Source organism: Roseovarius sp. E0-M6 (assembly GCF_037083845.1).
Classification (GTDB): domain Bacteria; phylum Pseudomonadota; class Alphaproteobacteria; order Rhodobacterales; family Rhodobacteraceae; genus Roseovarius.
In genome coordinates, this window is sequence record NZ_JBAPLA010000001.1 from 684,711 (window position 1) to 698,750 (window position 14,040).

13 protein-coding genes are annotated in these 14,040 nt (G+C 62.1%); 9 read left to right on the forward strand and 4 right to left on the reverse strand.

Going from position 1 to position 14,040, the window contains the following annotated elements; translation table 11 throughout:
* The first annotated feature begins 5 nt into the window (after nt 1–5).
* Entirely contained in the window at nt 6–281 is a 276-nt protein-coding gene (locus tag V8359_RS03360) for a glycine zipper 2TM domain-containing protein (RefSeq protein ID WP_336427292.1), read from the forward strand.
* A gap of 365 nt (nt 282–646) precedes the next feature.
* Here V8359_RS03360 and eno read toward each other — a convergent pair whose 3' ends face one another.
* The 3 genes from eno to xth form a co-directional block, all read right to left on the reverse strand.
* Nucleotides 647–1,924: a phosphopyruvate hydratase gene (gene eno / locus V8359_RS03365; protein WP_336427293.1), complete on the reverse strand. Its 1,278-nt coding sequence runs from the start codon at nt 1,922–1,924 to the stop codon at nt 647–649.
* Between the two features lie 100 nt (nt 1,925–2,024).
* Nucleotides 2,025–2,927 (reverse strand): DMT family transporter, encoded by a 903-nt coding sequence (locus V8359_RS03370; protein ID WP_336427294.1) that lies wholly within the window; start codon nt 2,925–2,927, stop codon nt 2,025–2,027.
* A gap of 14 nt (nt 2,928–2,941) precedes the next feature.
* Nucleotides 2,942–3,724 carry an exodeoxyribonuclease III gene (gene xth / locus V8359_RS03375; protein ID WP_336427295.1) on the reverse strand — a complete coding sequence of 261 codons (783 nt, stop codon included), beginning with the start codon at nt 3,722–3,724 and terminating at the stop codon, nt 2,942–2,944.
* A gap of 388 nt (nt 3,725–4,112) precedes the next feature.
* On the opposite strand from xth, the gene V8359_RS03380 reads away from it, so the two are divergent.
* Genes V8359_RS03380 through V8359_RS03390 form a run of 3 tightly spaced genes read left to right on the forward strand, consistent with a single transcriptional unit; the run spans nt 4,113 to nt 6,751 of the window.
* Nucleotides 4,113–4,715 (forward strand): hypothetical protein, encoded by a 603-nt coding sequence (locus tag V8359_RS03380; protein WP_336427296.1) that lies wholly within the window; start codon nt 4,113–4,115, stop codon nt 4,713–4,715.
* A 57-nt stretch (nt 4,716–4,772) separates the two neighbouring features.
* Nucleotides 4,773–5,849 carry a DUF6902 family protein gene (locus V8359_RS03385; RefSeq protein ID WP_336427297.1) on the forward strand — a complete coding sequence of 359 codons (1,077 nt, stop codon included), beginning with the start codon at nt 4,773–4,775 and terminating at the stop codon, nt 5,847–5,849.
* Nucleotides 5,846–6,751, forward strand: coding sequence for a DMT family transporter (locus tag V8359_RS03390; protein WP_336427298.1), 906 nt, complete (start codon nt 5,846–5,848; stop codon nt 6,749–6,751). The genes V8359_RS03385 and V8359_RS03390 overlap by 4 nt, the downstream gene beginning before the upstream one ends.
* A 22-nt stretch (nt 6,752–6,773) precedes the next feature.
* Here the strand turns inward: V8359_RS03390 and V8359_RS03395 are convergent, their stop codons facing one another.
* A complete protein-coding gene (locus V8359_RS03395; RefSeq protein ID WP_336427299.1) occupies nt 6,774–7,097 on the reverse strand; it encodes a HesB/IscA family protein in 324 nt (107 codons plus the stop codon).
* 77 nt (nt 7,098–7,174) lie between these two features.
* On the opposite strand from V8359_RS03395, the gene V8359_RS03400 reads away from it, so the two are divergent.
* The 5 genes from V8359_RS03400 to nagZ all read left to right on the forward strand — a co-directional run bounded on the left by V8359_RS03400 (nt 7,175) and on the right by nagZ (nt 14,033).
* Complete coding sequence (locus tag V8359_RS03400; protein WP_336427300.1) at nt 7,175–8,341, forward strand: deoxyguanosinetriphosphate triphosphohydrolase; 1,167 nt, start codon at nt 7,175–7,177, stop codon at nt 8,339–8,341.
* Nucleotides 8,332–10,224, forward strand: coding sequence for a cation:proton antiporter (locus V8359_RS03405; RefSeq protein WP_336427301.1), 1,893 nt, complete (start codon nt 8,332–8,334; stop codon nt 10,222–10,224). Before V8359_RS03400 ends, V8359_RS03405 begins: the two co-directional genes overlap by 10 nt.
* 78 nt (nt 10,225–10,302) lie before the next feature.
* Nucleotides 10,303–12,048, forward strand: a complete 1,746-nt coding sequence (gene argS, locus V8359_RS03410) for an arginine--tRNA ligase (RefSeq protein WP_336427302.1) — start codon at nt 10,303–10,305, stop codon at nt 12,046–12,048.
* Between the two features lie 84 nt (nt 12,049–12,132).
* Nucleotides 12,133–13,047, forward strand: a complete 915-nt coding sequence (locus V8359_RS03415; RefSeq protein ID WP_336427303.1) for an SPOR domain-containing protein — start codon at nt 12,133–12,135, stop codon at nt 13,045–13,047.
* Nucleotides 13,023–14,033, forward strand: a complete 1,011-nt coding sequence (gene nagZ / locus V8359_RS03420; RefSeq protein WP_336427304.1) for a beta-N-acetylhexosaminidase — start codon at nt 13,023–13,025, stop codon at nt 14,031–14,033. The genes V8359_RS03415 and nagZ overlap by 25 nt, the downstream gene beginning before the upstream one ends.
* The last annotated feature ends 7 nt before the right edge of the window (nt 14,034–14,040 follow it).

A 14,040-nucleotide genomic window follows, 5' to 3' on the forward strand; every position in this document is an offset into this window, starting at 1 on the left:
TTGTCATGAAAAATTGGATTTACGCAGTCGCAGGGTCTGCGGTTCTGGCGCTTGGCGCATGTGAGTCGCTCACCACAGAGCAACGCACGCTCGCAGGTGCCGCCGGTGGCGCTGCTGCCGGGCTAATCACTGCCGAAGCACTGGGGGCCGATGACGATTGGCGGCTGATTTCCGCATTGGGTGGCGCTGCGGCCGGTACGGTAGTTGCGCAAAACAATCAGCGCAACGTTTGCGCCTATGCGCGCGGTGACGGCACTTACTATGAGGCGCCGTGCCCGTAAGCTGCCGCATGATGACGGTCTAAACAAAGCGCGGCCGGGTGGGAAACCACCCGGCCGCGTTCCTGTTGGACTGTTCGGCCCGCGCACACGGGAGGAGGATGTGCACACGACCCGCCGTCTTCTCAAGGCGCGGCACGAATAGAGTGCAACGCCGGTTTTTGGGCGGTCCCGGACGACGGGAGGAAGTGTCGCTCGGAACCGTTTCGCATCTCCAGAATGCCGCGATGCAGCAGATTCGCAATCGAGGCACGCTGCACTTGCAGAAAAATCGTCAACCCAATGGGAAGATGATGAAAAAATCAGCCATGTGATCGCTGATCGGGCAGGATCGTGCCGCCCCTTCGCGGATGCAGCATGATCGTGTGCTAGGCCCGCAAGATCGAGCGGCCCGCATAGAGCGCCGTTTCGCCCAGTGCCTCTTCGATGCGGATCAACTGATTATACTTGGCCAACCGGTCTGACCGCGCGAGGCTTCCTGTTTTGATCTGCCCGCAATTGGTGGCAACGGCCAGATCGGCGATGGTGGCGTCTTCGGTTTCACCTGAACGGTGCGACATGACGTTGGTCATACGGGCACGATGCGCCATGTCGACGGCGCGCAGTGTTTCGGTCAGGGTGCCGATCTGGTTGACCTTCACGAGCATCGAGTTGGCGGCGTCGTTCGCGATCCCTTCGGCCAGGCGGGTGGGGTTGGTCACAAACAGGTCGTCGCCCACAAGCTGCACCTTGTCGCCCAGTGCCTTGGTGAGGGCGATCCAACCGTCCCAGTCATCCTCGGCCATGCCGTCCTCGATCGAGATGATCGGATAATCGGCGACGAGCGCCTTGAGATAGTCGACATTTTCTTCGGAGGTGAGGGTTATCCCTTCGCCGGAGAGATGGTATTTACCGTCCTTGAAATATTCGGTCGCGGCGCAATCGAGCGCGAGATGCATGTCATCGCCAGGCTTGTAGCCCGCTTTCTCGATGCTCTTGAGAATGAAATCAAGCGCCTCTCGGGTCGAGCCGATATTGGGCGCAAAGCCCCCTTCGTCGCCAACGCCGGTGGCGAGGCCCGCCGCGCTCAGTTCCTTTTTCAGCGTATGGAATACCTCGGCCCCCATGCGCACGGCGTCGCGGATATTTTCGGCCGCCGTGGGCATGATCATGAATTCCTGAATGTCGATGGGATTGTCGGCATGTTCGCCGCCATTGATGATGTTCATCATCGGCACCGGCAGGATCCGGGCCGAGGTGCCGCCGACATAGCGAAAGAGGGGCTGACCACAGAAATCGGCGGCGGCCTTGGCGGTGGCCAGGCTCACCCCGAGGATGGCGTTCGCGCCCAGACGAGATTTGTTGTCGGTGCCGTCGAGTTCGATCATGGCCTCGTCGATTGCGACCTGTTCGGTTGCGTCGAAACCCAGAAGCACCTCGGCGATTTCACCGTTCACGGCCGCGACCGCCCCAAGCACGCCCTTGCCCATGTAGCGCGCCTTGTCGCCGTCACGGCGCTCGACCGCCTCGTAGGCGCCGGTTGAGGCGCCCGATGGCACGGCGGCGCGGCCCATGGTGCCGTCTTCAAGGATCACGTCGACCTCGACCGTGGGGTTGCCCCGGCTGTCGAGTATTTCGCGGGCGTGAATGTCGATAATGATGCTCATGGCGTCTGATCCTGAAAAATGGCGATGTGTCGGGCGCGTCAATAGCAAGGAACGGAAGAAAAGGGAACGCCGGATGATTGCGCTAACAAGTTATCGATGTTCACGATAACGGTGCATTTCCGCCCGCGATGGTGGTTCGCCCTTTGCGCGCGAGGCGGCGTTCGCGCAGAATCGTGTAGATGCCGCTTGCGATGATGAGGGCCGATCCGAGATAGGTGAGAAGGTCGGGGCGCTCGGAAAATATCAAGATGCCGAGGATCAGCGCAAAGAGAAGACGCGAATACCGGAAGGGCGAGACAAAGGAAACCTCGCCCACGCGCATCGCGGCAACCACGCCGTAATACCCCGCACTTCCGAACGCGATGCCAAGAAGAAGCGCCCAGATCGGGAAGGGCGGCGGCATCAGCGGTTCACCCGTGACAAGGCAGAGGCCGAGCCCCGCAAATATCAGCGTTGCGAAGCCGTAAGCGGAAATCGTTCGCGTGGTAACGATCGCGGGGGTGAACCGTGTGGCAAGGTCGCGCAAGGCCAGCGCAAAGACGGCGATAAGCGGCAAAAGTGACACCGGAGTGAATCCGGCAAGCCCGGGCCGGATGATCATGAGCACACCCAGAAAGCCGATGGCGATGGCGCTCCACCGCCGCCATCCGACAGCCTCGCCAAGGAACAGCGCCGCGGCGAGGGTGATGGCCAGCGGCTGAGCCTGAAGAATGGCCGATACGACAGAAAGATCGGCAAGCGAGAGAGCGGTGACGAAGCTGAGTGCGGCGATAAGTTCGCCCAGATTGCGCAGCAGGAGCGGGGCGCGAAAGGCATCGCGGGTAAAAAGCCTGTCACCCCGCAGAAGCGCCGCGATGGTGAAGATGAGCGTCCCGCCGATCCCGAACAATATGAGGATGTGCCCGACGGAAATGTCGCGCGACAGGAATTTGACGAAGGCGTCTTCGATGGCGAACCCCGCCATCGCGAACACCATGAGAAGCGCACCGCGCACATTGTCCATTGGTCACACCCCTTTCAGGCGTCGAGGGTGACCCAGATCGGGACATGGTCCGAGGGCTTCTCGCGACCGCGCACATGCTTGTCGATCTGGCACTCTGTCAGTAGGTCGGCGCAGTGCGGGTCAAGAAGGAAATGGTCGATGCGGATACCCTGGTCGCGGTTCCACGCCCCGGCCTGATAATCCCAGAAGGTGTAATGCCCGGTGCCGTGCGTGCGGGCGCGGAAGGCATCAGTCAGCCCGAGATTGACAAGGCGGCGGAAGGCCGCCCGCGTTTCTGGCAGGCCAAGTGCATCGTCGCGCCATGCGTCGGGGTTTTTGGCGTCCTCGTCCTGTGGGATTACATTATAGTCGCCAGCCATGAGGAACGGCTCTTCCAAGGCCATGAGCGCACGAGCACGCGCGTCGAGCCGCGCCATCCACGCAAGTTTGTAATCGTATTTCGGCCCCGGTGCAGGATTGCCATTCGGCAGATAGAGGCCGCAGACGCGCACGGCGGTCTTGTCTCCCATCACCGTCGCCTCGATCCAGCGGGCGTGATCGTCCTCATCGTCACCGGGCAGGCCCCGAGTGACATCCTCAAGCGGCAGCTTTGAGAGGATGGCAACACCGTTGAAGCTTTTCTGGCCGTGGGTTTCAACGCTATAGCCGCGGTCTTCGAAAACCTCGCGCGGGAAGGCTTCGTCCACGGACTTGATTTCCTGAAGCACGACAACATCGGGGTCGGCCTCGTCCAGCCATGTCGGAAGGGCCGAGATCCGGGCCTTGATACCGTTGATGTTGAAGCTGGCGATCTTCATGGGGCGACCTTCCGCAGGGGTTTCCCCGTCTATCGCGCAGACACGCGCCGGGAGCAAGTGAAGAGACCGGGTGTGTGACCATGGGATGGCGGGCGCGATTCGCGTCTGCCGCGGCATCAATCTGTTAAGCTTTGTGCAACTACCCGCACAGGTTGCAATTCTGTGCCACGGGTTTTCACGGGTATTTATCCACAGCAAAAATTTTTTTCCCGGCACGAAGCGCCAAGTCATCATGTACAACCTGTGATTTGAAACGCGACGATATGGAATAAAGTTAAAGTATTCACAGGCCTGTGGATAAAATCTAAGGTAGAAAATCTCTTTAGACAAACCCGCTAAACGTGCAACCGTTTTGAGGTCTGCAACACCAAAACTGGGGAGAACCTTCATGAATACGCAACTTAAAGACGAGCTTCTGGGACACGCATTCGAGGCCGAAACAACAACTACGACAAGCCTCCACGACGGCGGCGCGGTCGAGGCATTCACCTCGTCATTGGCCCCTTCGATGAGCGCCGAGGCTGCTTCGGGAGATGCCGTCGGTCTCTTTACCTCGTCGTTGGGTCCGGTGGCGACGCGCGGCATGGGCGCCGGTGAAGGCGTGGAGATGTTCACCTCTTCGTTGGCACCGTCGGCGACGCACACAGCCAGCGGTGACGCGGTGGAAATGTTCACCTCAAGCCTTGCGCCCGCCGGCAATGTCGTTGCGCTCAACGGCGATGTGACGGGCCTGTTCACCTCCTCGCTCGCTCCGACGGCCACCGAAGCCAAGTCGGGCGACGCGGTCGAGATGTTCACGTCGAGCCTCGCGCCCACCGCCACCGAAGCCAAGTCGGGTGACGCAGTGGAGATGTTCACCTCCAGCCTTGCGCCGACAGCGACCGAAGCCAACGCGGGTGACGCGGTGGAAATGTTCACCTCCAGCCTCGCGCCCAAGGCGACCGAAGCGTCGGACGGCGACGCGGTGGAGATGTTCACGTCGAGCCTCTGAGCCGAGCCATGCGGAGCGGGGCGTTTCATCCCGGCAGGATTTGACAGGAGAAAGCCCATGGAAAATGTTGTCCGGCTGAACGTCCCGTTCCGGCAAACCAGCACCGCCGCCCGGCAGGCGGTGCTGATGCAAAACTTCGCGGAGCATCGCCGCACCGAAGACGATGTGTTCTGGCTGAAGGAAAATGCCGAATTTCTGAACATCCTGGAATGCACCGGCGCGGCAACCGAGCGCGCGGCGCTGACTGTGCATGATCGGTTCTACGACGAACTTGAAATGCGGATGGGGTTTTTCCCGCAATACTACCGTTTCCTGCTGTCGATGTGCCTTGATCTTGAGGATATCGGAATGCCGGGTGACAAGGGCGCGAAACTGGTTGAATGGACCACGCGCCAAGGTCTCGTCGAGGCTGAACTGTCGGATCTGCAACGGGCCGAGGCGCGGCGTCTGTGTTTGCGGCGCGGGGTCGATCCTGTGGTTGACCCCGAGGCGCTCGAGGCGCGATTGCGGCGTTTTGCCGGGCGTTCCGAGACCTTTGCCATGCCCAACAAGAAAGCGGCGTATGAGCTGACTCATATCGTGTTTTACCTGTCGGAATACGGCCGCAAAGACCCGTACGTGGACGATAATATGCGCGAGAGCCTGCTTTTTGCAGGAACACTCGCGTTTCTGGATTTCAACGCAGATCTGCTGGCCGAGATTTGCATCGCGCTGCGCTTTGCGGGCGAAGCGCCGCCCGAGGTCTGGGACATCTGGCTGCGCCAGCAATTGTCGCTTTTCTCGCAGGACGCTGACGAGGCGGGTTCGGTGGCCGATGACTATCACGAGTTCCTCATGCTCAATTGGTATATGTCGATGACCGAGGAAGACGGCTTTGCGACACAGGTGCCCGAAGGGCGCGTTGTCTTTCACAGGGTTCGTCCGCAATCGGGGCCGCTTCGTGAACTTTCGGAGTGTATCTATGCGCTCGGGGCGTCGCGGAGTGGCGACTGGCAAGCGATGCGCGCCCGGGTCTCGGACACGCTATCACACGAGGCGCAGGCCGCGTTGGCGGCCGCCGAGGCCGCGACAGGCCGGTTTGACCGGTTCTTTCACGGATTTGCGCGGGTGGGTCTGACGGGGGTGGGGGCATGAGCGCGCGCGTGGCGGGTGCGGCGATCCCGATCGGTGTGGGGCTGACCGCGCTTTACACGGCGCTGATTTCCAGTGCGGACGCGATCACCAAGTTTTTTGGCCAAGCCTATGCCGCACCACAGCTTTTTGCCGTTTCGGGTTTGATCGTGGCCGCGCTTGCCTTTGCCACAAACCGGAGCGGTCGGGCGCGGCGCGGGATGGTGACGCGCTGTCCGGGCGCCATGGCGGTGCGGGTCGCAGCGACGGTCGCGGGGTCGGTCGCGTTTTATTACGCTTTCCGGTTGTTGCCCTTTGCCGAAGTTTTCCTGTTCATCGCGCTTATTCCGCTGATGACCGCGCTTTTGTCGGGACCGGTTCTTGGCGAGGAGGTGCGCCCACAGGCTTGGGCTGCGCTGTGCCTTGGTCTTTTGGGCGTGCTGTGCCTTTTCCCGACCGGTCTGAGCGGTATCGGCGCGGGGCATGCAGTGGCCTTCGCGGCCGTGGCGCTTGGAACGGTATCGATGATGGCGTCGCGTTATATCGGGCGGCGTGACGACAACCTGCTGGCACAGGTCTTTTATCCCAACCTCGGGCTCGCGCTTGCGATGCTGGTGGCATTGCCCTTTGTCTGGCGTCCCATGGGCCTGATCGATTTGGGGTGGGCCGCGGCCTATGCCACGCTTCTGTTCGGTGCGCGGTGGGTTCTTGTGGCCGCGTTCCGGGCCCTGCCGGCCTATGTGGTGACGCCGCTCATGAACCTTCAGTTCGTCTGGATGGTGGTGTTGGGGGCCTTGGCGTTCGGTGAAATGCCCGGTCTGCTGGTCTTTGCAGGGGCGGGGATCATGGTGACCGCCGGAGCATGGCTTATCTGGGATCAAACCTTGCCGGCGCGGCGCGCGGCCAAGGTGGTGCCCGCCGAATGACGGCCCTGACCGGAGGCGGACGTTACATCGAGAAGGACGTGCCGCAGCCACACGAGCTGCTGGCGTTGGGGTTGTCGATAGTGAAACGCGCGCCGATCAGTTCTTCGGTGAAGTCGATCGTGGCACCGGTGAGGAAGGGCAGCGAGACACTGTCCACCACGACGCGTTGGCCGTGCCCTTCGAGGACGAGATCATCGTCTTCGGGCTTGTCGAGCTTGATCTCATACTGAAATCCCGAGCAACCGCCACCTTCGACGGCCACGCGCAGGGCCTGACCCTGTTCGTCAGCGCCGATTTCGGAAAGGCGTTCAAACGCGCGCTCGGTAACTTTGGGAGGAAGTTGCATGATCCTGAATCCGCTTGGGCTTTGCTTCGTTAAAGTGCAATATAAGGGCGGCAGGGAGAAGCGACAAGGATCGAGGCATGACAGCAGTGTATGCCGCGCGCCCGACTGCGACGCGCGGGCGGCTCATCGCGGAAGAAGAAAGTGCTTTTCGGTCTTGTTTTCAAAGGGATCGGGACCGCATCATCCATTCCAGCGCGTTTCGGAGGCTCAAGCACAAGACCCAAGTCTTTGTTGAGCACGAGGGCGATTATTTCCGCACCCGACTTACGCATTCGATCGAGGTGGCGCAGGTGGCGCGCACCATCGCAGGGGCCCTCGGGCTCAACTCGGAACTGACCGAGGCGGTGGCTCTGGCCCATGATCTGGGGCATACACCGTTTGGTCACACAGGTGAGGACGCGCTTAACGCGCTGATGGCGCCTTATGGCGGGTTCGACCACAATGCGCAGGCGGTGCGAATCGTGACATCGCTTGAGCGGCATTATGCAGGCTTCGACGGGCTCAACCTGACGTGGGAGACGCTTGAGGGGTTGGCCAAGCACAATGGCCCGGTCGTGTCACGACTGCCCTATGCTCTGGCCGAGTATAACGCGCGTCACGATCTTGAGTTGCACACCCATGCCAGTGCCGAGGCGCAGGTGGCGGCTCTTGCGGATGACATCGCCTATAACAATCACGATCTTCACGACGGTCTGCGCGCAAAGCTTTTCACCGAGGATGACCTGCGTGATCTGCCCATCGTGGGTCCGTGCTATGCCGAGGTGGACGCGGCGCATCCGGGGCTTGACCGTGTGCGGCGGCGGCATGAGGCGTTGCGGCGGGTTTTTGGCATCATGGTGGGGGATGTCATCGACCGGTCGCGCGAGGTGCTGGCCGATTTGGAGGTGACCGATGTCGACGAGCTTCGTCGGCTTGGCCGCCCTGTGATCCGGTTCTCCGATACGCTTTGGGAGGATCTTCAGGTTATCCGGCGGTTCCTTTTCACACGCATGTATCGTGCGCCACGCATCATGCGGATGCGCGACGAGGTGACGACGGTGGTGCGCGATCTGTTTCCGTTCTATATGGACCGTCCCGAGCACCTGCCGGACGCGTGGCAACCGGATGTGGCACAGGCAGCGAATGAGACCGAGCGCGCCCGTCTGGTCGCGGATTACATCGCGGGGATGACAGACAGGTTCGCCTATCAGAGCCATGCCCAGTTCTTTGCAGAGAAAATGAGCGAGGACGAGGCATGGCGGTAGAGGCGGCGGCAGACGGAGCCTTGTCTCCTATCATGGCCTTTGCGTTGGTGGGTGTCATCGGCGTGGGGTCGCAATGGATCGCGTGGCGGATCAGGATGCCGGCGATCGTTCTCATGCTTTTGGGTGGCCTTATTGTCGGGCCTCTTCTGGGTATCTTCGATCCCATGCGCGATATCGGCGATCTGGTCGGGCCGATGATCTCGGTTGCGGTGGCGATCATCCTGTTCGAAGGGGGACTCACGCTTAACCTGCATGGCTTGCGCGGGGCGGCGGAAGGAGTGCGCCGGCTTGTCCTGATCGGTGCGCCGCTGGGCTGGTTTCTGTCGGCGATGGCGCTGCATTTCGTCGCGGGGCTCAGCTGGGAGGCGTCGGTGGTCTTTGGCGGGATCATGATCGTCACCGGCCCCACCGTGATCGCGCCGCTTTTGCGGCAGGCGCGGCTTCCGCGCAGGCCGGCGCAACTTCTACATTGGGAGGCTATCGTCAATGACCCCATTGGCGCGCTTGCGGCGGTGATCGCCTTTGAACTGGTTCTCGTTTTGCGCGCGACCGAAACCATGGGCGATGCCATTCTGGACATGGCCGTGGGCATTTCCGTGGCCGCCGCACTGGGCGCTGTCGCGGGCTGGAGCGTGGTGAGGGCATTCCGCCGCGAACTCGTGCCGCAGTTCATGAAGGTGCCGCTTCTGTTTGCCGTCGTGCTGGGCGTGTTCGCGCTGTCGGATGCGCTTTTGCATGAAAGTGGCCTTCTGGCGGTCACGGTGATGGGCCTGTGGATCGCCAATGCCGACTTGCCCAGCTATGATGAATTGCGACGGTTCAAAGAGCACGCGACGATCCTGCTTGTCTCGGGTGTGTTCGTTCTGTTGGCGGCCTCGATGACCCCCGAGACGCTTTATGCGTTGGACTGGCGCGCGCTGGCCTTCGTGACGGTGGTAATTTTCATCGTCCGGCCCGCAACGGTTCTGGTGTCGTTCATCGGCACGCATCTGCCGTGGAAAGAGCGGCTTCTCGTGGGGTTCACGGGACCGCGCGGCGTTGTTCTGGTGGCGGTTGCGGGGCTTTTCGCGCAGCGCCTTTATGCCGGGGGCGTCGAGGATGCGGTGCGCCTTACGCCGTTGGCCTTCGCGCTGGTGGCTGCGACCGTGATCCTGCATGGGTTCACCATGTCGCCCTTGGCGCGCGCGCTTGGCCTGAGCGCGGCACAGGTGCCGGGTGTCATATTCGCCGGCGGCTCGCGCTTTTCGGCGGCTTTCGCCGAGGCGCTAAAGCGGCTTGATGTGCCGGTCCTGATGGCGGATGCGAACCGCACCCGCCTGCGCACCGCACGCGAGGCGGGGCTGCCCATTTTCGTCGGCAATATCCTGTCCGAGGCCGCCGAACACGGGGTTGAATTCATCAGCTTTGGACGCATCGTCGCGCTGAGCGACAATGACGCGCTCAATACGCTTGTCACCACTGACCTTGCGCCAGAATTCGGGCATGAAAACGTCTATCAGCTCAAACCCGCCAAGCAGGAGCACCGCCGCTATGCGATGCCCGTGACACTGGGTGGGCGGACCATCTGTGATGGTCTGGGATATCTCGATATCGGGCGCCGGATGACCGAGGGCTGGACGGTTCAGAGCGTGCAGTGGACCGGCGCCGAGGATGAGCACGACCTTTGGGTCGAGGCCAATCCCGAGGCTGTCGTTCTGGCAGAGGTCAACGCGGGCAAGGCGTTGCGGCTTATTGCCAAGGATATGGAGGTTCAGGCATGGGAGGGCTGGCATCTCGTTTACTTTGCGCCCGAGCCCGAAGACGCAGATGAAAAGGCCGCAGAAGCGGCGGCGGAACGTGCCGCAGAAGACGCCGAGACTACCGTGAAAGGCGACGCGGGCTAGGGCGTGGAGATTTCCGCCCGTTGACGCGGCCTGTGGCAGTGATAAACCCGGCGCGACCCTAGACAAGGCGCAAGAGAGATGAACCTTTTCACCGAAATACGCGGTGCGGTGATTGCTGCACTCGAAACGATGATGGACGAGGACACGTTGCCCGCCGGGCTCGATCTCGGGAATGTCACGGTCGAGCCGCCCCGCGATCCGCTGCATGGGGATATGGCGACGAATGCCGCGATGGTTCTGGCCAAGCCTGCCGGACTTAAACCGCGTGATATCGCCGAAGTGCTGGCCGCAAAGCTTTTGGACGATGCCCGCATCGTCAGTGCCGAGGTGGCGGGCCCCGGTTTTCTCAACCTGCGGTTGGCCGATGCGCAATGGCACGAGGTGCTGCGCGCCGCGATCGCGGCGGGCGGAGAGTTCGGGCGCTCGAATATGGGGCAGGGACAGCGGGTCAATGTCGAATACGTGAGCGCGAACCCGACCGGGCCGCTTCATGTGGGGCATACGCGGGGCGCTGTCTTTGGAGATGCGCTGGCCAGTTTGCTGGATTTCACCGGCCATGATGTGACGCGTGAATACTATATCAACGACGGCGGCGCGCAGGTCGATGTGCTCGCGCGGTCCGTTTATCTCCGGTATCTTGAGGCGCATGGTCAGGAAGTCGCCTTCGAGGACGGAACTTATCCGGGGGACTACCTGATCGCGGTGGGGGCCGCGCTCAGGGAAAAGGTGGGCGACGCTTATGTCGGCCAACCCGAGAGTGCCTGGCTGACCGAGGTGCGCGATTTCGCAACCGATGCGATGATGGAACTTATCCGCGAGGATCTTGCCGCGCTTGGCGTCAGGATGGATGTCTTCTATTCCGAGAAGTCGCTTTATGGCACCGGTCGGATCGAAGCCGCGCTTGAGGCGCTTGAGGAAAAGGGCCTGATCTATGAGGGCGTGCTCGAGCCGCCCAAAGGCAAGAAACCCGAGGATTGGGAGCCCCGCGAGCAGACCCTGTTCAAGTCAACGGAACATGGCGACGACGTGGACCGCCCGGTGAAGAAATCCGATGGTGCGTGGACCTATTTCGCACCGGATATTGCTTATCACTATGACAAGATATTACGCGAGTTCGACGCGCTGATCGATGTTTTCGGCGCGGATCATGGCGGGTATGTCAAACGGATGAAGGCCGCTGTTTCGGCGCTGAGTGACGGGCAGGTGCCGCTGGATATCAAGCTGACGCAGCTTGTGAAGCTTTACAAGAACGGCGAGCCGTTCAAGATGTCCAAGCGCGCGGGCACATTTGTCACGCTGCGCGATGTGGTGGACATGGTGGGTGCCGATGTGACGCGGTTCCATATGCTCACCCGCAAGAACGATGCGCCGCTCGACTTTGATTTCGACAAGGTCGTGGAGCAATCGAAAGAGAACCCGGTCTTCTACGTGCAATATGCCCACGCGCGGGTATCCTCTGTTCTACGCAAGGCCGACGCGGCGGGGATCACGGTGGACGATGCGGCGCTTCTGAGCGCCGATCTTGGCGGGCTTTCGCACGAGGCCGAACTGACACTGGCCCGCAAGATCGCGGAATGGCCACGTCAGGTTGAGATCGCGGGGCGCACCCACGAGCCGCATCGTGTGGCGTTTTTCCTCTATGATCTGGCCAGCGAATTGCATGCGCTGTGGAACCGGGGCCATGACGACCCGTCGCTCCGCTTCTTGCAGGAGGGTGACGCAGCTACAACACAGGCGAAAATCGCGCTTGTCCGGGCCGCAACCGTTGTCATTTCGGCAGGTCTTGGTATTCTCGGCGTCACACCGGCCCAAGAGATGCGGTAACAAACCGCACATTAAAAATCGGCCGGGCAATCGAGGCGGACAAGACCCGGGCCGTAGCAGGGCCGGGGTCGTGAGAGGCAGAACATGGCACAGATGCAGGCGTCGCGGCCCATGGCCGCGCCCGTGAGCGATCAACAGGGCAACAGCATTCAAAAGGCGACCTACTTTCTTGGCGCTCTGACTTCGGTCGCGCTGGTGGTTGGGGTGACGGTCTGGGGTGTTCAGACGATGACCCGCGACGTCAGCGGCGTTCCCGTGGTCGAAGCGTCCAAGGGGCCGATGCGCGTGACCCCGGACGATCCGGGCGGACAACAGGCCCAACATCAGGGCTTTTCGGTGAACGATGTGGCCGCCGATGGCACGGCGGCGGACCCCGCGGACCGGCTTATCCTTGCGCCTGAGCCGCTTGACCTCAGCTTTGAGAAGACGGCGAAGATCACCAAGGCCCCGACCGAGGAGGCCGAAGCGTCAAATGACGGCCTCGAGACCACAGCCGCCGCCGCAACCGAGGACGATGAGGGCGCCAAGATGCGGGCCCTTGCCGATGCGCTGGCCGAGGGCGTCGAGCCGCTTGAGACCTTACAGCCCGCCTCGATGCAGGCCGCGCCGGCGCCTGCCGTAAAGGGTGGAATTGGCCGTTCACTGCGCCCGCGCGTTCGGCCCGCCACCTTCACACCCGCAGATCCCGAGGCGGTTATGGCCGAAACCGGGCAGGGCACGCGCGATGTGGCCGCAGCCAGAATCCCGGTGGGCACCCGTCTGGCGCAGCTGGGTGCGTTCAAGAGCGAAGACATCGCGCGCGAGGAATGGACGCGGCTTGAGACGCGGTTCGGTGATTACCTTGAGGGTAAGGATCGCGTGATCCAGAAGGCCGAAAGCGGCGGGCGGACCTTCTACCGTCTGCGCGCCATGGGGTTTGAGGATCTGGCCGATGCGCGTCGGTTCTGCTCCGCACTGGTGTCCGAGCGGGCAGAATGCATCCCGGTGGTCACGCGGTGAGCCACTTTGGCGCGACGATTCTGGATGCGGGCGGAATGCGCCTGAGTGCCGAGGAAAAGGCGTTTTTCCGGGAGGCCGATCCATTCGGATTCATCCTTTTTGGACGCAATATCGAGAGCCCCGCGCAGGTGCGCGCCCTCTGCGACGAGATGCGCGAGACGGTGGGCCGAGAAGCTGTGATAACGATTGATCAGGAAGGCGGGCGCGTTCAGCGTCTGCGCCCGCCTGACTGGACCGACTGGGTGCCGCCGCTCGAAGAGGTCCGGCGCGCCGGTGCGCAAGCCCCCGAGGCGATGCGGCTGCGCTACCGGATCATGGCCGCCGAACTTCGCGCGCTTGGCATCGACAGCAATTGCGCGCCGCTTGTGGATGTGATCGCGCCTGACACGCATGAATTTCTGACCGACCGCTGTTATGGAGACAGCCCGGAGGAGGTGGCACGGATTGGCCGTGCCGTGGCCAACGGGCTTCTTGAGGGTGGGGTTTTGCCGGTGATGAAGCACATTCCGGGACATGGCCGCGCGACCAGTGACAGCCATCTGGACCTGCCATTCGTCACGGCACCGCTCGAGGCGCTCAAGGCGCGGGATTTCGCGCCCTTCGCGGCGTTGGCCGACCTGCCGATGGCGATGACGGCGCATGTGGTCTATGAAGGCTGCGATGATCGCCCGGCGACGGTGTCGGCGCGGATGGTGGGCCTGATCCGCGAGGTGATCGGGTTTGACGGCCTTTTGATGACGGACGACATTTCGATGAAGGCCCTTGACGGAAGCCTGCCAGAGATCGCGCGCGGATCGCTTGATGCGGGGTGCGATGTCGTTTTGTTGTGCAATGCCGCGCTTGAGGACCGCCGTGCGGTGGCCGATGCGGCAGGGCGAATGACCCCGGCGGCGCAAGCGCGCGCCGAGACCGCGCTTAAAGCGCGCATAACGCCCGGCGAGGTTGACATTTCGGCCCTGACGGCCAAGCTTGGGCAGTTGAAATAAGGCCGGA